Genomic DNA, 25927 nt, shown 5'->3' with positions numbered 1-25927 from the left:
CCTCGCTCGCCTTTTACGGCGAGCGAAATGCTACTTTTTCAGGAGCCAGAGTTCCGAGAGGCGTGACTGGTAGCGCCAGTTCACGTTCTCAACCGGCCGCTCGAACGTCAGGTTGAGCTCGCCGTCCGCGAGGTGGCGCTTCGGAACGTGGAACTCCTTGAACTCGCCAATCCCTTTATTGTCGAGGTAGGGCTCAACGCGCTCGCCGTCGATCGAGAGCAGGCACGTTCCCAGACCGGTCGTCCGGATGACATAGTCGGCGCTGGGGTCGAGGCTGTTATACCGCATGGCAAGCGGCCAGTTCATTACATCCATCCAGGCCGGCCGCTCACGACTGACCCCCTCTTTCCACCAGAGCACTTCCGGGATCGGAGGCCGGCTGATGCTCAATCCGAGGGTGGTCAGATCGCCTTTCAGGACATGAGGGGATTTGGCAATATTGCCGACGTCATCATAAAAGCTCCCGGGACCGGGATGCTCCCAGGTCCGAAGCAAATCCAGGCGAGCCAGCTTCTCCGGCTCCGAGGGGAGCTTGCGAATGGCGGCGAATTCGTCCTCCAGCCACCAGCGGCTATTCAAGGGATGGTCGGCGAAGTCGAGGATGCAACCGCGCTCCGCACCACTCGCCTGGTATTTCGACTCGCTCGTCTGCAGACCAATCGAGCGGAACAAGGCTTCGCACAACGCGTCAATCCGCTGGCGGAGCCTCGGAGCCACGGGATCGGTTTTCGTCCGCTGGAGGATCGTCAGCGCCCGGTCCATCGCCTCCTGCGCGCCCCGCTCGGGAGCGCCTGCTAGAGCGAGGTTTGCCTCGTCCTCCAGAGCCGATTCGGCAATCAGGCGCTGGCGGGTGTAGGCGTCATAGACCGCGCGAACCAGGCACATCTGCCAGCGCCAGTTCTTCTCGAGTTGCGGCGACCGCGCTTCAAGCTCTTCCCAAAACGCCAGCGTGGCCTCGACGCCCCCGTTGTCACGGAGCGAGCCGATCCAGTTCTTCTCCAGAGCCAGAATGCCGTCAGCGGCGGATTCCGCGATCTCAGACGAGAAAAAGAAGCGGCTGTACTCGATGAGGATCTCTCGCACCGGCGTTTCGGGGTCCCAGGCGAGCCCGTTCCAGACGACCTTGTTCACGTCATCATGTACCCCGTCCGAGTACGACAGGAACCCCACCGTGAAGGGCGCCAGGGCGTTGTGAATCTCCGCGAATTGCATCGGGCGCGGGTTGATCGACTCCCGTCCGAGCGTGTTGGCCAGGGCGGGGTCCCACCAGGGGATCGGGTATTGGGCGCGGACGTTGTGCGTGAGGTCGGGATAGTGCCGGATCGGATAGCGCGGATCGAGCCGCTTGCGGGTCGACGCGATGGAAGGGCTGCTCGGCCCGCAGACGATGCCACCGAACCAGTCGGGCTTCTCCTCGTCGAGATAGCGATAGACATACTCGATACGCTCGCCCTTGAAGCCTTGGAGCGAGAACCAGACCTTGGCCTTCGGGTGGGACTTGGCGAGCCGGACGGAAAGGTCCTTCATGAACGGGATGACGAGCTCGGGGTGGTTTTCTCCCGGGTCGCCACCGGGGACGAAGACCGCGTCGAGGCGCGGGCAGGCCTGGTAGAGAGCCTCGTTTTCCTCAAGCGCTTTCGCCCGTTTCACCGAGTCCGTCAGGTCGAACTCGGCCGGCACCCAGAGCCAGTAATCCTGGTCGTAGCGCTGGCAGATCTCGCTCATGCGGACGTTCATCTCCGCGCGAGGGACCGTCATGAGCGGCCCTGGGGAATCGTCCTGGAACGGGATGTTCTCAACGCAATTGGCACCGAAGATCGCCAGTTCGCGAATGTAGCGTTCGAACTTCGGCACGTCCCAGGCATCCCACGAATTGGCCCGATCGCGGTAGCCGAGCTGGTGACCGCGGATCGGATAGGCGGGCGACGTGACGACCCGCGTTTTCGGGTCGAGGGTCAACCCGCCCGTCGTCATCTTCATCGTCCTCAGCAGCTTGCCCACCCCGAAGAGCACGCCGCGAGCATCGGCCCCCACAACCCAGACGATCGGCCGGCCGGCTCCTTTACTAACGCCGAGGACGAATCCTTCCGCCTTCAAGCTCGCTGCACCTTGGCGGATCTCCTGGGGCACGTCTTTGCCCCCGGCAACCTCGTCCAGTTTCGAGGTCGCGACGATCACGGCCCCTGATCCCGCGTTCGGCCAGTCGGTCTGGGCGGTCAGGCGGATGCCTGTCCGGTTCTCAGCCTCTTCGACCAGGACCGTGACGGCCGTCTTCTCCGCCTCGGCAACCGCGCCGCGACGCGTAACGATTGTGGCTTGGGAGAGGTCGATCGGGCCGGGGTCCGGCATTGCGGACATGGTCACCAATAGCAACACGGCGTAGACAGCACTCATGGTATAAGACCCGACTCCGGAAAAAGGAGACCTCGGCTCGATCGTGTGATCCTCGCCAAGATACCGGTCCCGGGTCATAAACAAAAGCAATCAGATTCGAACGGCGGTCCCTTTGGGCCAAGACCTGGGGTTGCCTTTTGCGGTAGAATACGGCCTAGCGTTTTTTTGGGACGGTCCACACCCGCCTGGATCTTGACCTTATCGTCGAGTCGCTCCTCGGGTCGTCGCGGCCGGTTCTCCGCGAGTTCAGACTCAGCCGGCAAAGGTTGTGGAGTCGGAAAGGCACCTCACGCATGACGCCCCCTCAGAATCACGCCCTCCTGATCGGCGTCGAGACGTATTGGGACAACGAACTCCTCCCCGACGTCGCCTATGCCGAGGCGGACGTCTCGGCGGTCCGCAAGGCCCTGGTCCGGCTCGGATATCGCGAGGAGAACATCACCCTTCTGGTGGGCGAAGACGCGACCAAGACCGCGATCGAGGAGCAGGTTCGCAGCCTGGTCGAGACCCGGCTCAAGGCAGACGACACACTGTTCTTCTTCTTCGTCGGGCACGGTCTCGCGGTGAAGCGGGCCAACTATCTCGCCTGCTGGGACACCCGCTACCAAGACCTCCGAGGCACCGGGATCGACCTCGCTGCCCTGGTCCGCGAGTTTCGCCGCTCATCCGGCACGCACATCCAAGCTTACTTGGATTGCACTAGCGGCGACTTCGCGAACGCCCCGCGAATGTCTGAAGCCACCCTGGAGAAAGCGTTCGGAGGCGCCGAGCATTGGGCCTGCTTCTCCGCGAGCCAGTTCGACCAGAAGTCGCATTCCAGCGGTCGCCTGAAGCGAGGGATCTGGGCCTACCACCTGGTCCAGGCGTTGGCCGGAGCAGCCCCGGAGATCCTGGTCGACAACCGGTTCCTCACCGCCGGCAACCTCCAAGATTATCTCGACAACAAGATTTCCCTGTCGATCCGAGACACGCTCAAAACGCGGCAGATCCAGACCCCTTGGTACGCCGGGAGCCATGACCGCGACTTCCTGATCGCCGACCTTTCGCCCGTCGTCAAACGCAAGGGGGCCGCCACCCCTGCCAAGTCGAATGCTGCCAAAGAGTTCGTCCTGCGAAGCGAGGATCGCGTCGCCCTGCGCAGCCTGACAAGCTTCAAGCCGGGCGTGCACCGCATCCCCAAGGTGCTCGACAGACGATCCGAAGATTGGGCCAACGAACTCGCTCAGGCCGACCTCGAGAACGACCTGGCCGAGACGCACAAAAGCATTCGGGCGAACATGAATTACACCCGGAAGCAGATCGAGGTCTTCCCCCCCAAGGGAGGCTTCGGCTCGATCCGGACCCCCGACTTCCAGTACACGATCTCGATCGCCCTCGATGGCGACCCGGTCGAAGCGGTCTTCACCCGGGAAGTCTCCGACATCCGCCACCCCGACATCCTCACCGACGATGGCTTCACCGCGATTTTCGACGCCACTTTCAAATCAATCCGACTCTCCTTCGAGGAGCGCATCAAGGTCGAAGATTTGATCGACAAGGCCGAGGCCCAGCAGCTCCCGATCGATTACCCCCACGACTGTTCCAGTTGCAGCTTCAAGGTGCCGGACCGCGGCCTGATCCACGTGACCGAAGATCACCTGTCGCTGACCTACCCCTCCGGAACGCCCCTCGAGCAGTTGACGACGGCACTCAGTCAGGCCCTCCGCATGCTCCCCAAGGGGGACGACGCGAAGTCTCTCCCCTCTCCAACCCAGGATCAACTGGGATAGGCCCCGCCCAAAAGGTGTCGGCTTCGACCAGAGAAGAGCGTCTCCCTGGGACAGAGGACGGTCCCAGGGAGCCCCAGACAGTTCATCCGCAATGCTCAGTGAATTTCCACAAGGCTCCAGACAGAGCGGGCCGAACAGGACCGGCAAGGGGGAAAAGCTTCCCCTTGGGAGAGCGGGATGCTCTGCGCTTCGGCCGGCGGCTCACAATGACTGTCCGGGTTGGAATGCCTGACGAATTCGTAACGGCCCGACACCGGGACCTTCTCGCCCGTGTGATAAGCGCTGCCGACTGCGATGGACGTTGACATCGTCGTCTCCTGATTCATCGACCTTGGATCAACCTCATCCCAAGATGAGGACGACTTCTCCAAAAGAGTTCCACCCCCTCAAAAAACGAGCCAAAAGCAAAGTCTCCACGCATAAATTGCATTCACTCAGCACTTGTTTTCTCACAGAATCAACACACCTCGAAAGCACGCACCCAATTAACACACATTCATTCATGATATTTCTGGATTAGCCTCTCTCCATGCCTTGGCCCACCCACCGTCCGCACGCAACGGAGATGCCGGCTACCGTCGAGGCGGCACAGGACGCGCACCCGAACGACGTGACCGGCCAAGGTCTCAAGTGCCTGACGACATGCAAACGAGAATCCCACCGCTCGATCAGGACAAACTGTCGTTCTGCCGAACCCCGATGGACATTTTGACTCCGGAAGGTCAAAAGACGAAGCGAGTCCCCCTATGCGAGCATCCGATCCTCCTGGGAGAATGACGAGGAAGGCGGACTCGGATCCAGGATATCGCGAATCGAAGACCGGGATCGGCATTCATTAACATGCTCACACAATGGCTTGTGTTCCATGTCGCAAGCGGCCAATCGTTCTTCACGGGTGCCGCCTGCCTGATCGTCGCGGTCGGGCTGTCGGCCCTCGGCCAGCGGCGTCAGCTCAGCATCGGTCGGAACACCCTCCTCATTCTCGGAGGCACGCTCGTCTGCTTGTCGGCGACACCGTTGCCGCCTTGGTTCGAGCTCCTCCTGCTCGTTGCGTCGTTGCTCTGGTTGGTGGGCGAAGCGTCTCGCGAGCGGCTCCGCGCCCGACTCGTCCTCGGTTTGCGGGTCGCCGTCGCCACTACCTGGATCGCGGCGATCCTGGTCGAATTGCCCTACCACCTGTCGCCAAGAGTCCCTCAACTCGGCCATCCGACGCTCGGAATCATTGGTGATTCGGTCACGGCGGGAACCGGACAGCAAAAGGTCACGACCTGGCCCGGAATCCTCGCGGACCGCCACAGCGTCGCGGTCCACGACCACGCGCAAGCCGGGGCCAATGTCGCTTCCGCGTTGCAGCAAGCAGCCTCAATGACGTCGGACGAGCGGCTCGTCTTGCTGGAGATTGGCGGGAATGACATTCTGGGGGAAACCACTCCCGCCGGGTTCGAGGTGGGGCTCGCACGATTGCTCTCGGCCGTCTGCCAACCCGGCCGTGTGATCGTCATGCTCGAGCTGCCGTTGCCCCCGACTTACAACGCCTACGGCCGGATTCAGCGCCGCCTGGCTCGGCAATACAAAACCCTCTTGGTTCCCAAGCGGGTTCTGCTCGGTGTGCTCCAGCAGCAAGGCACGACCATGGACACGATTCATCTCACCCAAGCGGGCCACCAGCACATGGCCTGCACGATTTGGACCATCGTGCAGGCGGCATACAACCGAGGCGAGAACCAGCCGGAGGGAACTCGCGAGAATCATCCTTAGAAAAACAGACCACTCCCCCAGCAACCGCAATGCAAGTCTCGCGGAACCATTGCATGGCATCATATCTTTGTTAAGCAACGCGACCAAGCCCACCGGAAGCACCGGCCGGTGTTCCTCCCAAAGCCCGAGTGAGACCGAGCGAGCTGACGACTGGGCCCTTTTCTCCGTATCTTCGCAAAACTTGGCCAAGGCGAACGAGCCCCCCCTCCCTCCGGATGACATACGCCTGGCCGCCGCAAAAAAGAACGAGTTTGCCGGCGGATTTCTAATTAGGCTGTTGACAACTTTGAAAACGTGACCTAGGCTCAGGGTGTCGAGATTCTGGCCAGAGATTCCCGGCTGGCCTCGACTTTTCTGCCGCTGAGGTCCCTGGGGATTTTCTCGAACGGGACGCAGCCTCCACCGGTTTCGACGACGCACCAAGGAGCGACCTCAGCGATGACTCCCCGCGCTTATCGGCGTGAATTGGGATCCCATTCTCCTCTACAGATTTATCTGCACGACATCAATGACACGCCCCTGTTGTCGTCTGCAGAGGAGCGTGATTTGGCCGAGCGCGTCGCCTTGGGCGACCCGTATGCCCGCGACCACATGGTCAAAGCGAACCTTCGGCTTGTGGTCAACATCGCGCGGGGCTACCTGGGTAAAGGCCTCTGCCTGGAAGACCTGATCGAGGAAGGCAACCTCGGCCTGATGCGTGCCGTCGAGGGCTTCAACGGCACGCTCGACACCCGCTTCAGTACGTATGCCAGCTACTGGATCAAGCAGTCGATCCGCCGCGCCGTGATGAACCACGGCAAGCCGATCCGGCTCCCCGCCTACATGGTCAGCCTCTTGGCCAAGTGGAAGCGGGTCTCCAACGGTCTGACCGAGCGACTGGGCCGGCCGCCGACCCCCGAGGAGATCGGCAAGGTCTTGCGGCTCTCGAAGAAGAAGGTGGGCATCGTCTCCAAGGCGATTCGGATCAACAACCTGACGCCCCACACGGAGAGCACCGAGGAAGACGGCATCGCGCTGGACGACATGCTCACCGACGATCGCAGCAAGGCCCCCGACGACCTCCTGATCGAGTCGGACGACCTCGAGCGGATCTTCCTTCGCCTCGAACAGCTCGAGGACCGCGAGGCGACCGTCATTCGCATGCGGTTCGGCCTCGATCCGTACGCCCCCATGACTCTGCGCGAGGTGGGCGAGAACCTCGGCCTGACCCGCGAACGGGTCCGCCAACTCGAGAGCCAGGCGCTCTTGCGGTTGATGAGCTCTCTGAGCGAGACCGGCAACAAGGTTTACCGCTGACCGCACCGTGACCGCCCGCGATGAGGTCCGTCCCGACCCGTCGTCTTCCAAGAACGATCGCCATCGTCCTCGTCCTCCCGCTCGCACACGGGGAAGACGTCAGAGGATGATGGCGTTCTCGTTTCCCCCCTCGCAAAAGACGGATGGATCCACCGGGAACGGATTCGGCCGTGGGCGTCCGTAACGTGGCGTTCCCACAACGATTTGGGGACTTGTTGGTCATTCCGGTGCCATGTTAAAGTTGGGGGCGTTGCGCTCCCTTGACTCGCCCGAGCCGAGGCCTTCCAGGTTGCACCATGGTTGATCCCCAGACCTCTCGGTTTTGGCAAGCGTCGCTCCAGAGCCGCCTGATCGATGTTGCGGAGCTCACCGCCTGCTGGAAGGCGCTGCCGCCCGAAAAGCAGGTGGCTGACCAGCTCGACCGCCGGCTGGCGCGTCAGGCGGTGCAGGCGGGCCTGCTCACGCTCTGGCAAGCGCAGCAGTTGCTGGCAGGGCGGTCCACCGGGTTCAAGATCGACCGCTACGTCCTGCTCGACATGATCGGCCAAGGGGGGATGGGCCGGGTCTACCTGGCCAAGGATTCGCGACTCAACCGCCGGGTGGCGCTGAAGATCCTCTCCCCCGAACGAGTGAACAACCCGCGGGCCATCGCCCGGTTCCAGCGCGAGGCGCGGGTCGGGGCCCAACTCCAGCACGAAAACCTCGTCCGGATCTACGACGAAGGGGAGTCGGACGGCAAGTGCTACCTCGTGATGGAATTCATCGCGGGGAAAACGATCGGCTCGATGATCGCCGAGAACGGACCGCTCCCCCCGAGTACCGCCGCCCGACTGACCCGGCAGATCGCCATGGGCCTGGAGCACGCGCACCAGAAAGGGCTGATCCACCGCGACGTCAACCCGTACAACATCATGGTGACCGCCGACGGCACGGCCAAACTGGCCGACCTCGGGCTGGCGATCGACCTGGCCGAACAGGCGCCGGTGACCCGAGACGGGGCGACCGTGGGCACCTTCGACTACATCTCGCCCGAGCAAGCGCGACACTCGCACTCGGTGGACACGCGCAGCGACATCTACTCGCTCGGCTGCACGCTCTACCAGATGCTCGCCGGCCAGGTGCCGTTCCCAAGCCCGAGCCTGCCCGAGAAGCTGTTCGGCCACCAGGCGGCCGAGCCCGAGTCGTTGACGGCGCTCGTGCCGGAAATCCCCGAGGGGCTCGTCGAAGTCGTCCGGACGATGATGCGGAAGCTCCCCGAGGACCGCTACCCGAATCCCCTCGAAGTCGCACGCGCCCTTGAACCCTTCGTGGGCGAATCCATCGCGACCTTGGCGCACCCGGGTGACGGCCCCGAACTGCCCGGCAACGACGCGCAACCCCACGAGTCGACGCACTCCTCAACCAAAGTCACGACCAACCGCCCGGAACAGCCGGCCCCCTCCAAGAAAACGCCCGCCCCGGACTTCGACGCCCTGATTCCGGCAATGTCTCAGACTTCGGACTACGACACCCAGGCCCAGCTCCTGGAAGGGCTCGTGGATTTCGGGGCGAAGAGCCAGCCTCCCGCACCTCCGGTGCGGGTTCAGGCTCAGGTGCCGACTCCCGCTCCCGTTCCTGCTCCCGCTCCGGTGGCCGAGATACCGCCGTTGGATTTCACGCGGATCGGTCAGGAAGCGACGCAAAAAGCGGAGGCGAAGGAGGATTTATCTGGCCTGGGCCTGGCCTTGGACTTCGGCCCGGAGCCCCCCCTCTCCCAGGGCACGGCCAAGGCAAAACCGAAGCCGGCCGTCGCCCCCGCACCGCCACAATCCGAGCGGAAAACCACGCCAGCCTCGACCCGCACCGCGCTGGAGGCCAAGTCGCCCCCTCGTGGCTGGAACCGCCGCCTCGTCCTCGGCGGGGCCGCCCTGCTCTTGCCGATCGCCGTGGCCGGCGGCCTCTACGCCAGTGGCGTCCTGGGGAAAGCCTCCCCGCCCAAGGTTCCCCCAACGGCCGCACCTGCCACCGCGACAAACAACGAGGGGAGGACACCGGGCGAAGACAACCCAATCCCCCCCCCTAAAGAAAAAGGGGCCGAGCTGGTCAAGAAAGAGGGGCCGGGGATCGCCGTCAAGGCACCCGACGGATCGGTGTCGATGGAACCCGACCTCAAGAGCGCAATGCAACGGGCGATCGGCAGTCGAGGGCATGTCCTGCTCAACAACCGCGAGCCGCTCCGGCTCTCGGGAGAGGCCGCAGCGATCAAGATCAACGGCGGCCCGCTCTACATCCGCGCGGCGGAGGGAATGCAACCGGTCATCGAAGTCGAGATCAAAGGGGCGAAGCCGTTCCTCATGACTGGGGTCGAGACGCCGCTCACCCTCGTCGGCGTGACGATCGTGGCGCATTATTCCGAGCCCGGCCAGGGGGAAGCGCCCCCCATCATCGAGGCGGCCGGCAAGGTCACGCTCGACCGCTCAGCCTTCAAGGCCACCGGCCAAGCGGTAGGCACCCGTGCGGTCAACGCCGAGGGGATGAGCCTGACGGCAACCGGTTGCTGGTTCGAGGGCTTCGACCGGGCGCTCGACATCGCGGCGTTCAACGGCTCAGCCGTCACGGTCAGGCAGTGCATCATCGTGAAGGCCAAGGCCGGCGAGCCGCCGAGCGGTTGGGCCCTGCGCGTCCGCAACAAACCAGGCGGGAGCCCGAACGATAAGCTCGGCCGCCGGCTCGTGCTCGACCGCTGCACCGTCCTGGGCAAGGGGCTGATCGACCTCGCCGGTTTCTCGCTACAGATGCCGTATCAAGTCGAGGCCAAAGGGTGCGCGGTCATGGCCGATGCACTCCTGGCCTGGGAACCTCAACCGCCGGACCTGCCGCCTTCCAACAAGGTGCTCCCATGGTTGGGCCAGGACAATCTCTACGACATCCAACATGGCAACGCCTGGGTCGTTCTCTCCCCGCAAGGGACCCCTGAATTCCCCGACGGCCCGAAAGATCTCGACTCCTGGGCGAAACTCGTCGACGAGTCCACCCCCCTCGCTCCCCCTCTCAAGTTCCGCACCGATCCCACCACCCTCTCCGAGTCCCCCTCCCCACACAACTTCCTGGTCCTCGCTGCCGAGCGGCCGGTCGGGGCCGACCCAGACCGGGTGGGCCCACGCACGAAGGCTTCCAAGCCCTGAGCATGCTCTCCGACAGGACTTGAGTTCCGTATCAGGGCAAGGCAAAGGCACACGAATGCCTGGGGTAGCACCAACCTCGTCGGACGAACCACGGGTATGGGATTGGTGTCAGGTGAGAAAAGGTCATCGGTCCCCGCCTCCCGTCGGAAACGGTCAAACCGCCAAAGCCAATTCCAGACCGCTTTGCGACAGAGCCTGAGCACGAGGGATTGCTAAAAGGGCGAGACGGCACATCAAAAGGAATTCGCAAATGCGATTTGGTCTGCTCTGTTCAGCGCAAGCCAATAACAACGAGCTTGGCCCGGAAACCGGGCAGGGGTTTCGCGACTACCTGGATTTCAACATCGAGGCGGAGGCGCTCGGTTATCATTCGAGCTTCTCGGTTGAGCACCATTTCACCGGCTGGAATCAGGTCTCCGCCCCACTCACGCTGCTCACCTGTCTCGCAATGAGAACGACCACATTGCGGCTCGGCACCGCAGTGATGGTGCTGCCCTGGTACAACCCGATCTTGCTGGCTGAGCAGGCGGCGACGCTTGACCTGATTTCCAACGGCCGACTCGATTTCGGCATTGGCAAAGGCTATCGGCACAACGAATTCAAAGGCTTCGGCATTCCGCAGGGGGAGGCGGAAGCGCGTTTCGACGAGGCGATCGAGGTCATCACGCGCTCCTGGACCTCACGCACGCGCTTTTCTCACCACGGCCGTTACTGGCAATTCGAGGATATCGTGGTCGAACCGCCGACCGCACAGCGCCCTCATCCGCCGTTCTGGGTTGCGGCCGCGAGCCCGCCGTCGATCCGCCGTGCCGCTGCTCGCGGATTCAATCTCATTCTCGATCAATATGCTGGGCCCAAAGCGATCGGCGAGCGTATCGCACTCTACCGCTCCGAACGCGAAGCCAGAGGCTACCCATTCGATCCGATGCAGGTGGCGGTGGCGCGCCAGCTCTACGTCGCGAAAGATGAGGCCGACAAGCAAGCCGCGCTGGCCCGGCAAGCTGAATACACCCAGCGCACGGTCGGAGTATCGCGCTCGCCTGACGGCAACGCGGGTTCGCATGTCCTCGCTTATGCCAATACCATTGGCGCGACCGAAGCCAATGCGCTTTACGGAACGCCCGATGAAATCTGCGCCATGCTCGAGGGCTTGAACAAGGTGGGTGCGGAATATGTGCTCCTGACGATTTCTGGCGGCAAGGAGCAGTTGCGGCGTTTCGCACGCGAAATCATGCCGGAATTTTCAAACGCGCGATGGCCAGCGCCGCAACGCGAGTTCTCCTGAAACGAGTGGCCGGGAAGACAGAGAGCGGACGCTCCCCGCTCGCCTCAGAAACAAATCGCTCTCTGAAAATAGTTGGAATCACTTTACCAAAGCGTCTCCGGCCGATTCTTACGCAGTGTCGACTCACCGAGGCACGAACATCGACTCCGCGAACCGATCGCTGTAAGATTGGAAGCAGTGGATCTCGCCGACCTTCGCCCCCCAAGACCTGGCAGGGCGGCCCCGAACGCCGGCCGACGATGTGCCGGCCCTCGATTCTTGATCTGGTGCGGAAACATCCCTTTGAGGAGTCATGCCATGACCTTGCGCTCCCTGGCGGCATCCCTCGCAATCGCATTACTCATGGGCCTTGCGGTCAACGCGCCCGCCCAGACCCAACCGAAGGGGGAAGATTCCCCGAGCACGGGCAAGGCTGACGAGAACAAGAGTCAAGACAAGGCCGACGAGGCGAAAGACAAGCCCGACGACAAAGGGAAGCCCGACGAGTCCAAGGTCAAGCTCGAGAAAGCGACCTTCGGCGGCGGTTGCTTCTGGTGCCTCGAGGCCGTCTACGAACGGATCCCCGGGGTCAAATCGGTCGTCTCAGGCTACGCGGGGGGCACCGTGCCTCGGCCCACCTATGAGATGGTCAGCAGCGGCCTGACCGGACACGCGGAAGTCGTCCAGCTCGTCTACGACCCCGAGGTCGCCCCCTACGAGAAGCTTCTCAAGGTCTTCTGGGCCTGCCACAACCCGACGACCCTGAACCAGCAAGGACCCGACTTCGGCACGCAGTACCGCTCGATCATCCTCTACCACAATGAGGACCAGAAGAAGGCCGCGCTGAAGTCGTACAAGGAACTCACCGACGCCGGCGTCTTCGCCGACCCGATCGTGACCCAGCTTGAGCCACTCAAGGCGTTCTACCCCGCCGAGCGCTATCACCAAGACTACTTCCGCAAAAACAGCAGCGCGCCCTACTGCCAGGCGGAGATCGTCCCCAAGCTCAGAAAGCTCAAGCTCATCAAGTGACCCAAAGGGGGAGGATAGTGGTTGGCATCTCACTTCACTTACTATCCCCCCCTACCCCCCCTTTTCCTCTCGACGGTCCAACTCGCAGCACCGCTCTGACGCAGTTCGGTCCCACCCCACCATACCGCAACCCTCTCCAATCCCCGCATTCTCCCCCCTTTGCCGTCAAAACAACATTTCAATAGGGAGGGATAGGGGAGCGTCCCCAGACTGAATTCCAAAGCGAAGAGACCAATAATCCGGGAGCGGTCTCGAATTACCTTTAGTGACGAGCGGCCAACCAATCAAAAAAGGGCCGAATCGCTAAGTGCGGAGTGACGCGAGAATCGAAGGTCCGGGTTCCACCGAATCATCAGGAGACATCGAGATGGTTTGCTCACTGGTCAAGAAGGGAGTGCTGGGTGCCGCGTTGGGCGCCGGGGCGTTGTTCCTGGTGTTCGGCATCTCGGCTCCGAGCTACGTGCGGACGGCCTTCCACAAGGCGCGTGACTCGGCCCAGAATCGGATTCCGACCCAATTCCAGATCGATCGTGCTCGGGACGAGGTAGCCAACCTCGAACCGGCGATCATCGAGAACCGGGAAACGCTGGCCCGGGCCGAGGTGGACGTCGAGCACCTCGAGAGTGAGATCGCCTCGACCCAGTCCAACCTGTCCGTCGAGAAGCGGGAGCTGCTGAGCCTGCGCGACAGCATCAAGAGTGGTGACTACCGCCTGGCCGGCCACGTGAAGTACTCGCCCGAGGAGATCAACGCCAGCCTGGCGAGCAAGCTCGACCACTACAAGGCGGTCACCCGGGTCCTCGAAGAGAAGGAAGCGACCCTGAAGGCCCGGCAGAAGGCCGTATCCGCCGCCCGGCTCCAGATGACGAATCTGGTGACGGCAAAGCGGACCCTGATGACGAAGCTCGAAGGGATCGAGGCCAAACTGCGGATGATCGAGGCCACCCAGGGGAAGAACGAGTTCAACTTCGACGACAGTGCCCTGTCCCGCGCCAAGCAGACGATCTCCGACCTGGAGAAGCGGCTCGAGGTCAAGGCCCGCGTCGCCGAGATTGAAGGCCGGTTCTCCGACGGCGGCCTGCCGGTCCTCGAGCCGGGCCGCGACGTGGTCCGGGAAATCGACGCCGAGTTCGGAACCCCGGTCAAGGGAACCGACGCGAAGACTGGGGACAAGAGCCTCTAAAGGATGGCTTTGTTCCACGGGCGGACCGGCCAATCACCCCTTGGCTGGTCCGCTCTTTTCTCCTTCGCTTTGAAGGACCGATCGACCCGACGGCCACGAGACGGAACGAAACCGAATCGAACCGGCCGGGGCCTCGAAACCAAAGTAACGAAGGGGTGGATCGGGTCTGCCCGATCGAGCAACCGAGTTCCAAAGCAATGCAGAGATCCGAATTGAGCGGCGCTCGCATCCCAACGTAACATGGCGGAGTGTGATTCCCCCATGGCCAATCCGGGCGGCAAGTCAACCATGCTGGGACATTGGCGAATGGTCTTGCGGCAGGCGGAAGAAGCCGCACGAGCGGGGCGCTACGACGAGGCGCTGGTCTTGGCCAGCCGGCCCGACGTGGTCGACCACCACCACGCGGTTCGCCTGCGGACGAAGTTGGCCCTCGACCTGATCGCTCGGGCCTCACGACGAGGCGAATCCGACGACGTGGCCGGGGCGATCGAGGACCTCGATCTGGCCGAACGGCAAGGGGCCGCCCCCGACACCTTGGCCGCGGCCCGCCTCAGCCTGGCCGACAAGGTCTCGGCCGAGGTCCGTGGCGACCTCGACGCGGGCGAGCCGGCCCGAGTCATCGAACGCATCGAACAGCTCGCCCGCCACAAGGTGGGCGGCCCCGCCTTGCGACGGACTCGCGAGATCGCCGAGGCCTGGCAGTCGGCCCTCGACGAGGCCCGTCGCGGCGAGTTCGGCCGGGCCCACGACCAGCTCGACCGCGCTGAGCGGCTCGCGGCCGGCTCCGCACACATGGCCTTGGCCGGCACCCGCCGCGACGTCGAGACGAGGCAGAAGGCCGCGGCCCCCCGGGTCGAAGCCCTCTACACCGCCTTGACGGCCGGCAAATGGGCCGAGGTCCTCACCCTCTCCGAATCGGTCCTGGAGGCGATCCCCGAACATCCGGCGGCCCGCCAGGCGCGGACCCGGGCCTGGCAGCAGATCGGGGCCCTGAGCCCGTCGGCCTCCTGGCCCGATCGCGGTGCCCGGATGCCGCAAGCGGCCCTCGCCTCCGACCGGACGCCGGCCGAACCGGCCAGCCCATCGGTCGAGGCCGCACCGATCACCTGGCTCAATGCCACCTTGAGGACCCCGTTCGTGCCTCAGCCACAGCCCCAACAACCCCAGCCGGCACGCCCCGCCCCCCGCGCGGGGGAAACCGGCCCCAAAGGACGTTTCCTCGTCTGGGTCGACACCGTCGGCGGCTACCTCGTCTGCCTGGACGACCAGGTGATCCTCGGCCGCGCCGGGCCTGACAGCCAGGCCGACGTGCCCCTCATGGGAGACCTCTCGCGGAATCATGCCACACTGGTTCGGGACGGCGACAGCTATGTCCTCCGCGCCCACCAGCCAACGTTCGTCAACGGCCGCGCGGTCGAAACCACCCCGCTCCGTGACGGCGACGTGATCCGGCTCGGCTCGACCGTGGAGCTGGAATTCCGCCAGCCCAGCCCGGTCAGCTCGACCGCCCGGTTATCGATCGTGAGCCGACATCGCCTCCCCTTGGCGGTCGACGGCGTGCTCCTGATGGCCGAGACCTGCATCATCGACGGCTCGCCCCAGGCGCACATCCCGGCCCCAGGACTGGCCAAGCCGGTCGTGCTCTACCGCCAGGCGGGAGCACTCTGGTGCCGGGCGACCGGCGGATTCGAAGTTGACGGCCGGGCCTGTGCGGCCCGCGCCCCCCTGACGTTGCAGTCGAGCATCCTGGGCGATGGATTCTCGTTCAGCCTGGAAGCCCTTGGGACCAAGTCGGTTTGAGGAAAGGCCACCCATGCGGAGCCTGATGAGCGGACCCGCAGCGAACGGGGAGTCGGTCGAGCCGGCTCCCCGAGCTACAAAGCCTCTCGGACCCTCTTTCGACGACCTTGGAGTTGCCTTGCGATGAGCGCGACCTCCCGAGACCTCCCCGGCGCGAACATGGCCGAAACGGTCGTTTACGAGCCCAGCAACCAACCGGGTCATGATCGGCCCGTGGGGTCCCCCGAAATGACCAAACCTAACCTCCAAGGGAATCATCGCTACACCTTCGGCTCGGGTGCCCGCCCGCTCGATGGCTACACCATCAAGCGCGCGATCGGCCGAGGAGGGTTCGGCGAGGTCTACTACGCCACTTCCGACTCGGGCAAGGAAGTCGCCCTCAAGCTGATCCTCCATAACCTGGAGGTCGAGCGCAGGGGGGTCGTGCAGTGCATGAACCTCAAATGCCCGAACTTACTGACAATTCACGACCTGAAGTCGAGCGACGCCGGCGACTCGTTCGTGATCATGGAGTACGTCGCCGGCCCGAGCTTGGCCAACGTGCTGGCGCAACACCCGGAAGGGCTGCCGCCGCAAGAGGTCCGCGCCTGGCTCAAAGGACTGATCGACGGGGTCGCCTACCTCCACGACCACGGGATCGTCCATCGCGACCTGAAACCGGCCAACATGTTCATGGAAGAGGGGATCGTCAAGATCGGCGACTACGGTCTAGCCAAGCTGATCAACGCCAGCCAGGACACCGGCCACTCCGAGAGCATCGGCACCTGCCACTACATGGCCCCCGAGATCGCCTCGGGCAAGTACCAGAAGCCGATCGACGTCTACGCGATCGGCGTGATCCTCTACGAGATGCTCACCGGGAGGGTGCCGTTCGAGGGTGAATCGGTCGGCGAGATCCTCATGAAGCACCTGACCGCGCGCCCCGACCTGAAGCGGCTCACCGAGCCCTACCGGTCGATCGTCGGGCGGGCCCTCGCCAAGGACCCGGCCCACCGCCCGGCCCGGCTCTACGACCTGCTCCCCCCGGAAGACGCGCCCAAGGCGCCGCCGGTCCGGTTCATCGGCGACGGCAAGGTCAGCCCCGCGTCGCTCCCCCCCGACCTGCAGATCGTCGACGAGGAGATCCATCGCATCGGCCCCGAGGAGCCGATCTTCTACATCGGCCCCGACACCAGGCCCCCGCGCCGCTCTCGGCCGCCGCTCGAACGGCTCCGGGAAAACTGGGGAGCGATGCGCCGTCCGGCACGGCCCAATCCGCCGCCGGCTCCGCCCCGCGCCGCCAGGCCGGCGGACGTGGTCAGACGTCCTGCGCCTGTGCCCACCCCCGCGCCGCTGCCACCGCCTCCTCCTCTGCCGGGCACCCGGATCCGGATCGCCGAACTGGCGACCTCGATGCTCTGGGCAACCGTGCTCGCCATGCTCATCACGACCGCCGCCAGCATGGCGATCGGGATCGACATCTTCAGGGACACCGAGCAAGCCGTCTACCTGTTTGCCCTCACACTGCTGGGGACCTGGGGAGTCTTGATCGCAGGCAAAGGGGTCGAGGGGCGAACGATCGACCTGAGCACACGCCGGATGGGAGACGCCCTGCTGGGCGGCCTGCTCGGGGTCGCGGCGCTCATCCTCACCGCCTGGCTCGGCCTGGCTCCGGGACGAGGCCTGGCCGACCCATTTGCGACGGAGCTGGTCGCCTGGCTCGGTCCGATCCAAGCGTCCAACACCGCCCCTTTGCGTTTCCCCGCTTACTTCGGCCTGCTCGGCCTGTTCACGGGGGGCTGGAAGTCCCTGGCAATCCGCGACCGCAAAGCGCGGTTCCGGCTCTTCCCGATCGCCTGGACGGCCCTGGTCGCGGCGGTCCTGGCGCCGATCTCGCCGGCCCTCGAACCGTCAAACATCGCCGTGGCCGTCTCGATTGCCATCGTCACCCAGTTCGTCAGCCCTTGGAGCGAAGCGGCGGCCGCCTACGCCCGATTGTCCAAAAAGCGTAGGGTCGCCTGATGCAGACATCGACAAAAAATTGCATGAGAGCGCCGACGGCGACGGCCGGCTGCTCGCTCGCAAATCAGGGTGGTGGCCCCCGAATATTCCTGGTCGCGTCGCGAACCCACTGGTGTCCCGGCTGCTTCGTCGTCGTCACGGCAAGGATCGGATTCCGATGAAATCACTCATGTTCCTGTTTCTGGCCACGCTGGGGATGATCGAATTAGGGGTCATGGGTTCCCACAACCATTGCCCAGCGGCTCGACCCCACGCCACCTACGGGGCGGTCCGGCATATCGCACTGGCAACGCCCCCCGAGGGGCTCGAGCGTGAACCGGCCGAAGGCCTTCCCGTACCGATCTACCCGGGAACGCGAGTCGACACGGCCAAGATCCAGCCCCCCCAGCCCCCGAGCATCGCCCACGAGACGAGCAGGCTCATCGCAAGGAATCCCGACCAGGCAAGCCCCATTTCCATGGTCGAGAACCAGGTCGTGACGGGCCGGATCTCAGCCACCGAGACGCGAGCCCGGGATGACGCTCGGGTCCAGCTTCAGCATCAGGTGGCCGCCTGGCTCGCCCCCGACGCCCCGGCGTCGTGGAAGCCCCCTGCCCCTGCGATCGACCGCTTGATCGTGCGGACCGAGATCGAGCCGATCGACAAGGACTACGGGACGCTCTACAAAGCCACCCTGCACGTCGACTCCACACCAGCGCGACGCGCCGAGATCCTCGCCGCCTACCAACACGAGCTGGTCGTCCGCCGGATGGTCCTGATGGGCGGCGGTCTCGCGGTGATCCTCTCCTGCCTGGCCGCCGTGGCCGGCTACATTCGGGCCGACGAGGCGACCAAGGGCTACTACACCAACTGGCTCCGCGCGGCGGCAGCCGCAGGGGTCGGAGCTTCGGGCGTGCTCGTTTACCAGTTGCTGGCCTGATCTTTTGTTAGCCCGGAGAAAGGACTGACCGATGGGATTCCTCCTGACTGTCGCAATCGTGGTAGGCGTTCCAGCCCTGGCTCTCGGCCTGTTCCGAGGCGTGTCCCCGGAACTTGCCCGAGGTGAGTGGCCCGAATCTTGGCGCACGCTGACCCCAGCCCGGATCTGGCAATTCGGCGGGATCATCGCTCTGATCACTCTCCTCTTCGCAGCCGCGTCGGGAAACCCTCGAGAATCGGCCTTCTTGCTATTTTTGGCAGCCTTGATCGTGGTCGCGTTCTTCCTCTGGGCCTGGCAGCGTGAATTCCTCTTCCTGATGGGTCTGCGCGACGACGCCTTCCCGGGACAATACGACAAGCTGATCTGGGCATTCCTCCTGATCATGATGGCCCCGGTCGGCCTCTGGTTCTTCCGCGCTTATCGCCTGGCCCACTGGCCCGAGCCCAAGCCCGAGATGGCCCGCAGCCACACCGTGTCCGACCTCTTCTGAGCGAGGAGACGGATAGGCAACGGAACGTCGAGCTGTTTAGAATAGAGAGACATTGCGGTGCCTTTTTTCTTGATCCTTTCTTCTCGTTACCGGGGCGAAGCCGACCGATGGCCACCACCGACGCCGAGGCCCTGCTAGTCCGGCAGGTGCGGGCTGGAGATGCCTCGGCCTGGCAGCAACTCATCGAACGCTACGAAGGGCGACTGCTCGCTTTTGTCGACAGCCGGCTCCGCGACCGCGGAGCCAGCGAGGACGTGGTACAGGAGACGTTCGTCGGATTCCTGACGAGCCTGCCGCACTACGACGAGAAGCGGGACATGGAGGCCTATCTCTTCTCCATCGCCGCCCACAAGCTGACCGACCACCTCCGCAAGCAAGGCCGGCGCCCGGTCGACCAGTTCGGCTCCGACGACCATGGCCGCCCCCTCGACGAAGTCCCCGGCGGCGGCCGTCCAGCTTCGAGCATCGCCCGGAGCGACGAGCGCCGTAAGGCCGAAGAACGGCTCTTGACCGAGGCACTCGGCCAGCTCGTGAAGGAGTGGCAAGCGCGGGCCGACTTCGACCGGCTCCGCTGCCTCGAGCTCCTGATCGTGAAGGGGTGGGCGAACAAGGACGTGGCGAAGTTTCTCGAAATCACCGAACAAGCGGTCGCCAGCTACAAGTTCCAGACGGTCGGCCGGCTCAAGGACATGGCCCGCCGCGCCGGGCTGAGTCTCGACGAACTGGGCGCAGGGTGAGGACCCGAACTTCTATGGGCGAGATCCACCAGACGGCGATCGACGACGAAACCCTCCGGTCCTACCTGGCCGAGACCCTCCCGGGCGAGGACATGGCGCGGGTCGAGAAATCCCTGCGCGACTCCGCTGAGCTCCGCGCCCGGCTCGAAGACGTCCGCCAAAACCGAGGTGACACCGGCCTCCACACCCTGGGGGCCATCTGGCGCCGAGGCCGCCTGACCTGCCCGAACCGGCAGCAGCTCGGCAGCTACCTGCTCGACGCCCTCGACCCCGATTTTGCCTCCTACCTGACGTTCCACCTCGACGTCGTCGCCTGCCCGTTCTGCCAGGCCAACCTCGCCGACCTGAAAGCCAAGGCCGCCCAGCCTTCGGGCGCCTCCAAGAGCCGGCACCACCGGATCCTCCGCTCGAGCCAGCACCTCCTCGGCGATGAGGGGCGGAGCTAACCACACAAATCATCATTTTTCAACATTTCGCAATATCGCTCGGTTCGCCAACTCGCGTCGACTACCCCGGCGAATCGCGACTGCGGATGGAGTCGGCCCTGCGGACAGGACCAAAGGCCCCTCGCTCACGCGGGCAAGAGGGAAATCGAGCTGCTCCAATCCGCCCCGCCCCCTGCCAGTTCCGAAATCACGGCCGACCAGACACATCGTCTCCACGCCCCATTCAAACCTTCACCCCCCCCGCGCACGCTTAATCATTCACAAATAGCCGTTCACAGCGACGAAGCTGTGCTGCGTTTGGCGAATCAAGATCCCTCCGCAGTTCGCCGACAGGACCTCGCCGATGCCCAAAAGCAACAAATCCAAAATTTCAACAATCACGGATTCATAGATTTACCATGGAATCGTTTTGACTTTCTCAAAATTCCGTGGTTTCATTCACCGCTATTTTAAATGAGGCGTTTCAATACGCTGCAGGGATTGTAGCGACGCCTTTACACCGAAGTCAAAGCGTGGGTCGTGATCTCGATCGTTGCTTTTTCGAGACATCAAACGATCCATGAGAGCCAAAGGCGGCTCAGCTCGAGGGCGAGCTGATTCGTTCGCCGAATCAGGATATAGACCGGCGAACATCCACGGCCAGTGCTTCGTTGCTGGCCTGCTGGACCACGAACGCAATCGATAGACCACGGACGCGATAGGCCACGGACGCGATGAACCACGGACGCGATAGACCACGGATGCGATAGGCCACGGACGGGACGACACACGTCAAGCCCTGGCGGATTTCGCCCCCCCCATGCGAACCATCGGCTCTGAGGGATCAGAAGCCGACCGCCCCCCCACGGATGCGATCCTCATCATCTTGGAGCCTACAACATGAAGCTACGCAGCCCGATCCGACGTCGTAAGTTCGTTCCCTCGATCGACTCCCTTGAAAACCGACAACTGCTTACCATCTCACCTATTACCGGCCGCGTTCTTATCGCAAATATCGATACGTCGTTCAATGTCAACGATCCCGCCATTGCGGGGTTTTTGGACATGACGCATGCGTATGACGTCCGCGCTAATATTAAAGGGCCGAATGGGTCATACTTTGTCCCGGGCAACACGCATGGGACGGATGTCACAAAGAATATTGTCTCTCAGCTTAAGAACATGCGAGACCTCGCGGGTTATGACGCGGGCATCCAGATCCTCCCTATTAAGGTCGGCGGAAGTGCAGGCATTGATCTCGACGAAGTGAGCGTGGCAATCCAGTACGCGATTGACATGGGCGTCTCCGTCATCAACATCAGCTACGGGAGTGTCAACGGGTACTATCCCCCCGAAAAGCGAAGCTTTGAGGCCGCGAGTGCCGCGGGGATCGTCATTGTGGCCGCGGCCGGCAATGACAACCTCAACACCGACCCCGGCACCAATCGGTTCTTCCCCGCCGGCTACATTCAGTACGGCCTTACGAACATGATCACGGTGGCCTCCCTCGACAGTTCCAACCAGTTGGCGTTCAACTCGAACTACGGGGCGGCCTCCGTCACCCTCGGCGTCCCAAGCGCAGGGCCCTCGACAACCGCGTTCGCGGCGGGCTCCGTCTCCGGCATCGTCGGCGGACTCGCGGCACTGCGCCCCAACTGGACGCCCGCGCAACTCATCAGCCGCGTCAAGAGTACCGTCTCCGTCGTCTCTCAGCCTGCTCCTTACCCCACGAACTGGTCCACCACCAACGGCGTCATCAATCCCCAGGCCATCGTCGCCGGCATCGTCCAAACTGTTGCCATCAACTCAGGATCAACCACGGGCGCAGGCCAGTATGTCTCCGACCGGTTCAATTCCGCAGGGGCGACCAACTCGGTAACCTCCCCGATCAACACCACCGGGGTCACCCTGCCCGCTCCTCAGCAGGTCTACCAGACCTATCGCTTCGGCACCTTCTCCTACACGATCCCCAACCTCCAGCCCAATCGGCTCTACACCGTCACTCTTGACTTCGCCGAGACCTTCAATAGCTCCCCGGGCCAGCGTCTCTTCGGCGTTACCATCAATGGCACTTCCGTCCTCTCTAACTTCGACATCTACGCCGCGGCAGGAGGCATCAACAAGGCCGTCAGCCGCGTCTTCACCACCCAGTCCACCTCCACCGGCACCGTCCAGATCGACTTCACCGCGCCTTCCGGAATGTCCGCCGCGGTCTCCGGCATCAAGGTCAACTCCGTTCTCGCCGTCGGCCAGCCTTTGATCTCGCCCAACGGGCTCTACCAGTTGATCTTCCAGGCCGACGGCAACCTCGTCGAGTACGGCCCCAACGGAGCCATCTGGGCCTCGAACACTGGGGGACTTCCGGGCACCGAAGCCATCCTCCAAAGCGATGGCAACCTCGTCATCTATAGCGGCAGTACTCCGGTCTGGTCCACCAACACCGGCGGAAATCCAGGCGCCTACCTCGCCGTCCAGGACGACGGACGCGTTGGCATCTTCCACCCCGCGACCAATGCCTTGCTCTGGACCAGCAACAACACGCTCCTTCCCGGAAAACAGCTGAACCCGAACCAGTTGATCTCTTCACCCAACGGCCGGTTCCAGTTGCTCATGCAGACCGACGGCAACCTCGTCGTCTACGGACCGAGCGGAGCCGTCTGGAGCACGAACACCGGAGGGCATCCGGGCGCCGTCGTCCTCATGCAGACCGACGGCAACCTCGTCGTCTACAACAATAGCGGCACTCCGATCTGGTCCACCGGCACGCACGGCCGAGCCGGCGCCTACCTCGTGCTCCAGAACGACGGAAAGCTCAAGCTTATCCACAACGGCAGCGTGATCTGGTCCTCTTGAAAATCAAAAGCCGCTGATCCCACGACAGCGGTTTACCGTCGGATGGTACTTGGGTTTGGGTCGCGGGCATCCGGCCTTCGACCTGTCGGGAATCAGGCCAACGTAAGGCTGTTCCGGATCGGCCGATTTCCCGGAGCCACGAAGGGGCGGCCGTCAATAGCCAGGGGCACAAGCCCTTATCCTTACCAAGAACATTCGTACAGAATCCAGAGTTTCCCCCTGCTTTTTTCGGGCAATCTGGCATAGTCAATGCTTCTCTTGACCCACCCGTCGGTCTGACGGCCCGGGGCAAGGTACCCTGGCTTGCTCGGATGCTCATCATGAGTCCCACACTGACCGACCCTGAGGCTTGGGCCCAAGCCAATTTCGCCGGTGCCGATCTGGGCGACAAACGCCGAGAAACGCGGCTGATCCGACTCGCCACGCAAATCGCCGTGGATTCCTCGGCCAGTCTTCCGAAAGCGACGGGCAATTGGGACGACCTCAGGGCCGCTTATCGCCTGCTCGACTCCTCGGCCGTCAACTTCCGGGCGATTGCCGAGCCGCATTGGCGTTCGATCCGGGAAACCAGCCCCGAGATGGCCCTGATCCTTGACGACACCACCGAGATTGATTTCGGATGCACCCGACAGATTCAAGGCGTGGGGCCCGTTGGTACGGGCACGGGTCAGGGCTTCATGATCCACTCCGGATTGATGGTCTCCCACAAGGACGAGGTCGTCTACGGCCTCGCAGGCCAAATTCTCTTTCATCGCAAACCGGTTCCCAAGGGGGAGAGTCGGACGCAACGCCGCAAACGCGATCGCGAGTCGGAGGTCTGGGGAAAACTCATCGAACTGATCGGTTCCCCGCCCCAAAACACACGCTGGGTTCACGTCATGGACCGTGGATCCGACGATTTCGAGGTCTATTGCCGCGCCCAGCGTCAGGGCGTCGATTGGGTCGGACGGGTCAAGAGCCTGCACCGACGCGTCCAGGGTGCCGATGGTCTCGAACGCCCGTTGCAGGAGGAACTCGAATCGGTACCGCAAGCGGGTTGCTTCACGCTCAAGCTGCGGTCTCGTCCCGGATTGCCGGCGCGAACCGCCAAGCTCACCGTCACGTTCGTGCGGGCGACGATGCTCGTACCGCGGCAGCCCGCGGACTCGCTGAAGGGTCTCGATCCGCAACCGATCGCGCAATACGTGGTGTGTGTGCGTGAGGTCGATCCGCCCGCCTCGGTCAAAGAACCGATCGAATGGGTGCTGTACACTTCTCTGGAAGTGGCCTGCCTTGAGGATGCGTTGCGGATCATTTCCTATTATGAAAAGAGATGGCTGATCGAAGAATGGCACAAAGCGTTGAAATCGGGTTGCAGTGCAGCCGATCATCAACTCAAGGCGAGCCATCGGCTGGAGGCGCTGACGGGTCTGCTGTCAGTGGTGGCGGTACGGCTCTTGCAGTTGAAAGGGATCGCCCGATCGGAACCGGAACGGCCGGCGATCGAAGCCGCCCCGCCAAAATATGTGGCCGTGCTCCGCGCGTTTCGGCGAACGACTGAGGCGTTGCCATGGGGAACGTATCAGTTTTTTCGGGAGTTGGCGAAACTCGGGGGATTCCTGGGACGGAAGGGGGACGGTGAGCCGGGATGGCAAACGATCTGGAGGGGATGGATGAAGCTCCAAGCGATGGTTCAGGGGGCTGAGCTGGACCTTCGCTTGGAGTAGCATTACTGCGCAAACGTTCTTGGTAAGGACAAGGGCACAAGCCCCTGGATTCAATGCAAACAAAAATATCTTAATTCGCACATTATTCCCCCGTCGCGGCTGGCGGGCCGTCGGCCCGCCAGCCGCGACGGGGGAGTGGCAAATGGCTTCGAGGAAGCCCCCAGGGCTTGCGCCCCTGGGCTAGAAACGGTCGCCCCTTCGGGGCTGGCAAAGGCCGCCATGCCCCTGGCAAGCAGTCTCGCGCACAGGAAAGGGGCCAACGACCTGCGCCACCACCGGTCGCGGCAAAGGCTGCCATGCCGCTGCGAGTGTGGGCCACCCCACCCCATAAAGCGCCCTGTTCCGACTGACCCCGCCAGTGGGCTACCGTCCCCATACCCCGATTTTCAAGCTCACGATCCACGAGCCCAAACTTTTGCCCGTACCGGACGATCCGTCTCTGGCCGCACCTCTGGTGATCCCCTTATCAGGGATCGGCCCGGCCCGGTTCGGCATGACGAAGGAGCAGGTCGTCAAGCTCCTCGGAAAACCCGACCGAGAGTTCATTCATGGGCAGCCGACATACTTATCCTAATAGCTCGCGCGGATTCGAGCTTGCAATCCTCCCACCGGACCATCCAAGGCACGGCCTGAGCCAAGTCGCCTGTCTCAATGAGCAGGCAGGCCCCATTCAACCAATCCGCAAGTTCAATGGCAAAACCGATAAGGGTATCGGACTTGGTGCCAGTCAGGATGATGTCGTCAAGGCGTACGGCCCGCCCGACGAAGGCGGTGTCTCTCGAAGAAATGAGGTCATTGGAGAGGAGACTCACACCACAAAGTCTGCGACAGATCACATCACCATGGATTATCAAAATTTCGGATTGAGCTTCGACCTCTTCAAAGACAAGGTCCATCGAATCTCGATCGAGGCCCCCGGCAAAGCACCGGCCGCAAAGTGATGGCTGCGAAGGCGCTGCGAGAAGAGGTCACAATCCTAACCGGATCGTGACGTTCTCAAGTGATGCCGGAGACAAGTTCTCGGAGGCGAGTCCGGATTTCGACCATCGGCTTGGTCATGGCTGGGGATCGTCCGGGGGCGGAGACATCAAGATAGATCTCCGGTAATGCGACGAGATCCGTGCAATCCCTCTCGC

18 protein-coding genes are annotated in these 25927 nt (G+C 63.3%); 15 read left to right on the top strand and 3 right to left on the bottom strand.

The window, feature by feature from the left end; translation table 11 throughout:
* Window positions 1–30: 30 nt before the first annotated feature.
* Window positions 31–2394, bottom strand: coding sequence for a hypothetical protein (locus SINAC_RS18790; RefSeq protein WP_015247197.1), 2364 nt, complete (start codon window positions 2392–2394; stop codon window positions 31–33).
* A 293-nt stretch (window positions 2395–2687) separates the two neighbouring features.
* Here SINAC_RS18790 and SINAC_RS18785 point away from each other — a divergent pair, with 293 nt between their 5' ends.
* Window positions 2688–4163 (top strand): caspase family protein, encoded by a 1476-nt coding sequence (locus SINAC_RS18785; RefSeq protein ID WP_015247196.1) that lies wholly within the window; start codon window positions 2688–2690, stop codon window positions 4161–4163.
* A 95-nt stretch (window positions 4164–4258) separates the two neighbouring features.
* Here SINAC_RS18785 and SINAC_RS39970 read toward each other — a convergent pair whose 3' ends face one another.
* Window positions 4259–4471, bottom strand: coding sequence for a YjzC family protein (locus SINAC_RS39970; RefSeq protein WP_015247195.1), 213 nt, complete (start codon window positions 4469–4471; stop codon window positions 4259–4261).
* Between the two features lie 532 nt (window positions 4472–5003).
* Here SINAC_RS39970 and SINAC_RS18780 point away from each other — a divergent pair.
* The 14 genes from SINAC_RS18780 (at window position 5004) to SINAC_RS18715 (ending at window position 24791) form a co-directional block, all read left to right on the top strand.
* A complete protein-coding gene (locus tag SINAC_RS18780) occupies window positions 5004–5921 on the top strand; it encodes an SGNH/GDSL hydrolase family protein (RefSeq protein ID WP_015247194.1) in 918 nt (305 codons plus the stop codon).
* Between the two features lie 438 nt (window positions 5922–6359).
* Entirely contained in the window at window positions 6360–7217 is an 858-nt protein-coding gene (locus SINAC_RS18775; protein WP_015247193.1) for a sigma-70 family RNA polymerase sigma factor, read from the top strand.
* A 296-nt stretch (window positions 7218–7513) separates the two neighbouring features.
* Window positions 7514–10381 (top strand): serine/threonine-protein kinase, encoded by a 2868-nt coding sequence (locus SINAC_RS18770; RefSeq protein ID WP_015247192.1) that lies wholly within the window; start codon window positions 7514–7516, stop codon window positions 10379–10381.
* Between the two features lie 250 nt (window positions 10382–10631).
* Window positions 10632–11666 (top strand): LLM class flavin-dependent oxidoreductase, encoded by a 1035-nt coding sequence (locus SINAC_RS18765; protein ID WP_015247191.1) that lies wholly within the window; start codon window positions 10632–10634, stop codon window positions 11664–11666.
* Window positions 11667–11963: 297 nt separating this feature from the next.
* Window positions 11964–12677: a peptide-methionine (S)-S-oxide reductase MsrA gene (msrA, locus tag SINAC_RS18760; RefSeq protein ID WP_015247190.1), complete on the top strand. Its 714-nt coding sequence runs from the start codon at window positions 11964–11966 to the stop codon at window positions 12675–12677.
* Window positions 12678–13044: 367 nt separating this feature from the next.
* On the top strand, window positions 13045–13860 hold the full coding sequence (locus tag SINAC_RS18755; RefSeq protein WP_015247189.1) for a coiled-coil domain-containing protein: 816 nt from the start codon (window positions 13045–13047) through the stop codon (window positions 13858–13860).
* 261 nt (window positions 13861–14121) lie between these two features.
* Complete coding sequence (locus SINAC_RS18750; protein ID WP_015247188.1) at window positions 14122–15660, top strand: FHA domain-containing protein; 1539 nt, start codon at window positions 14122–14124, stop codon at window positions 15658–15660.
* A 123-nt stretch (window positions 15661–15783) separates the two neighbouring features.
* Window positions 15784–17661 (top strand): serine/threonine-protein kinase, encoded by a 1878-nt coding sequence (locus SINAC_RS38015; RefSeq protein WP_015247187.1) that lies wholly within the window; start codon window positions 15784–15786, stop codon window positions 17659–17661.
* 157 nt (window positions 17662–17818) lie between these two features.
* Window positions 17819–18580, top strand: coding sequence for a hypothetical protein (locus tag SINAC_RS18740; protein ID WP_015247186.1), 762 nt, complete (start codon window positions 17819–17821; stop codon window positions 18578–18580).
* Between the two features lie 31 nt (window positions 18581–18611).
* Window positions 18612–19070: a hypothetical protein gene (locus SINAC_RS18735; RefSeq protein ID WP_015247185.1), complete on the top strand. Its 459-nt coding sequence runs from the start codon at window positions 18612–18614 to the stop codon at window positions 19068–19070.
* A gap of 107 nt (window positions 19071–19177) precedes the next feature.
* The gene (locus tag SINAC_RS18730) at window positions 19178–19807 is read left to right on the top strand and encodes an RNA polymerase sigma factor (protein ID WP_015247184.1); all 630 of its coding nucleotides are present in this window, start codon (window positions 19178–19180) and stop codon (window positions 19805–19807) included.
* A 14-nt stretch (window positions 19808–19821) separates the two neighbouring features.
* A complete protein-coding gene (locus SINAC_RS18725; protein ID WP_015247183.1) occupies window positions 19822–20253 on the top strand; it encodes a hypothetical protein in 432 nt (143 codons plus the stop codon).
* Between the two features lie 879 nt (window positions 20254–21132).
* Entirely contained in the window at window positions 21133–23085 is a 1953-nt protein-coding gene (locus tag SINAC_RS18720) for a S8 family serine peptidase (protein ID WP_015247182.1), read from the top strand.
* Window positions 23086–23405: 320 nt separating this feature from the next.
* Window positions 23406–24791, top strand: a complete 1386-nt coding sequence (locus SINAC_RS18715) for an IS4 family transposase (protein ID WP_015244181.1) — start codon at window positions 23406–23408, stop codon at window positions 24789–24791.
* A 542-nt stretch (window positions 24792–25333) separates the two neighbouring features.
* Here the strand turns inward: SINAC_RS18715 and SINAC_RS40805 are convergent.
* Window positions 25334–25687 (bottom strand): hypothetical protein, encoded by a 354-nt coding sequence (locus SINAC_RS40805; RefSeq protein WP_174377932.1) that lies wholly within the window; start codon window positions 25685–25687, stop codon window positions 25334–25336.
* Between the last annotated feature and the right edge of the window lie 240 nt (window positions 25688–25927).

Origin of the sequence: Singulisphaera acidiphila DSM 18658, assembly GCF_000242455.2 — a bacterium.
Classification (GTDB): domain Bacteria; phylum Planctomycetota; class Planctomycetia; order Isosphaerales; family Isosphaeraceae; genus Singulisphaera; species Singulisphaera acidiphila.
The sequence above is the reverse complement of the archived record's forward strand: the minus strand, read 5'-3'. Positions and strand labels throughout refer to the sequence as shown.

What these genes read in the sequence shown, in the direction of transcription:
- SINAC_RS18790 (WP_015247197.1), bottom strand. Translation starts at nt 2,394, where the DNA reads ATGAGTGCTGTCTACGCCGTGTTGCTATTGGTGACCATGTCCGCAATG.
- SINAC_RS18785 (WP_015247196.1), top strand. Translation starts at nt 2,688, where the DNA reads ATGACGCCCCCTCAGAATCACGCCCTCCTGATCGGCGTCGAGACGTAT.
- SINAC_RS39970 (WP_015247195.1), bottom strand. Translation starts at nt 4,471, where the DNA reads ATGTCAACGTCCATCGCAGTCGGCAGCGCTTATCACACGGGCGAGAAG.
- SINAC_RS18780 (WP_015247194.1), top strand. Translation starts at nt 5,004, where the DNA reads ATGCTCACACAATGGCTTGTGTTCCATGTCGCAAGCGGCCAATCGTTC.
- SINAC_RS18775 (WP_015247193.1), top strand. Translation starts at nt 6,360, where the DNA reads ATGACTCCCCGCGCTTATCGGCGTGAATTGGGATCCCATTCTCCTCTA.
- SINAC_RS18770 (WP_015247192.1), top strand. Translation starts at nt 7,514, where the DNA reads ATGGTTGATCCCCAGACCTCTCGGTTTTGGCAAGCGTCGCTCCAGAGC.
- SINAC_RS18765 (WP_015247191.1), top strand. Translation starts at nt 10,632, where the DNA reads ATGCGATTTGGTCTGCTCTGTTCAGCGCAAGCCAATAACAACGAGCTT.
- msrA (WP_015247190.1), top strand. Translation starts at nt 11,964, where the DNA reads ATGACCTTGCGCTCCCTGGCGGCATCCCTCGCAATCGCATTACTCATG.
- SINAC_RS18755 (WP_015247189.1), top strand. Translation starts at nt 13,045, where the DNA reads ATGGTTTGCTCACTGGTCAAGAAGGGAGTGCTGGGTGCCGCGTTGGGC.
- SINAC_RS18750 (WP_015247188.1), top strand. Translation starts at nt 14,122, where the DNA reads ATGGCCAATCCGGGCGGCAAGTCAACCATGCTGGGACATTGGCGAATG.
- SINAC_RS38015 (WP_015247187.1), top strand. Translation starts at nt 15,784, where the DNA reads ATGAGCGCGACCTCCCGAGACCTCCCCGGCGCGAACATGGCCGAAACG.
- SINAC_RS18740 (WP_015247186.1), top strand. Translation starts at nt 17,819, where the DNA reads ATGAAATCACTCATGTTCCTGTTTCTGGCCACGCTGGGGATGATCGAA.
- SINAC_RS18735 (WP_015247185.1), top strand. Translation starts at nt 18,612, where the DNA reads ATGGGATTCCTCCTGACTGTCGCAATCGTGGTAGGCGTTCCAGCCCTG.
- SINAC_RS18730 (WP_015247184.1), top strand. Translation starts at nt 19,178, where the DNA reads ATGGCCACCACCGACGCCGAGGCCCTGCTAGTCCGGCAGGTGCGGGCT.
- SINAC_RS18725 (WP_015247183.1), top strand. Translation starts at nt 19,822, where the DNA reads ATGGGCGAGATCCACCAGACGGCGATCGACGACGAAACCCTCCGGTCC.
- SINAC_RS18720 (WP_015247182.1), top strand. Translation starts at nt 21,133, where the DNA reads ATGAAGCTACGCAGCCCGATCCGACGTCGTAAGTTCGTTCCCTCGATC.
- SINAC_RS18715 (WP_015244181.1), top strand. Translation starts at nt 23,406, where the DNA reads ATGAGTCCCACACTGACCGACCCTGAGGCTTGGGCCCAAGCCAATTTC.
- SINAC_RS40805 (WP_174377932.1), bottom strand. Translation starts at nt 25,687, where the DNA reads ATGGACCTTGTCTTTGAAGAGGTCGAAGCTCAATCCGAAATTTTGATA.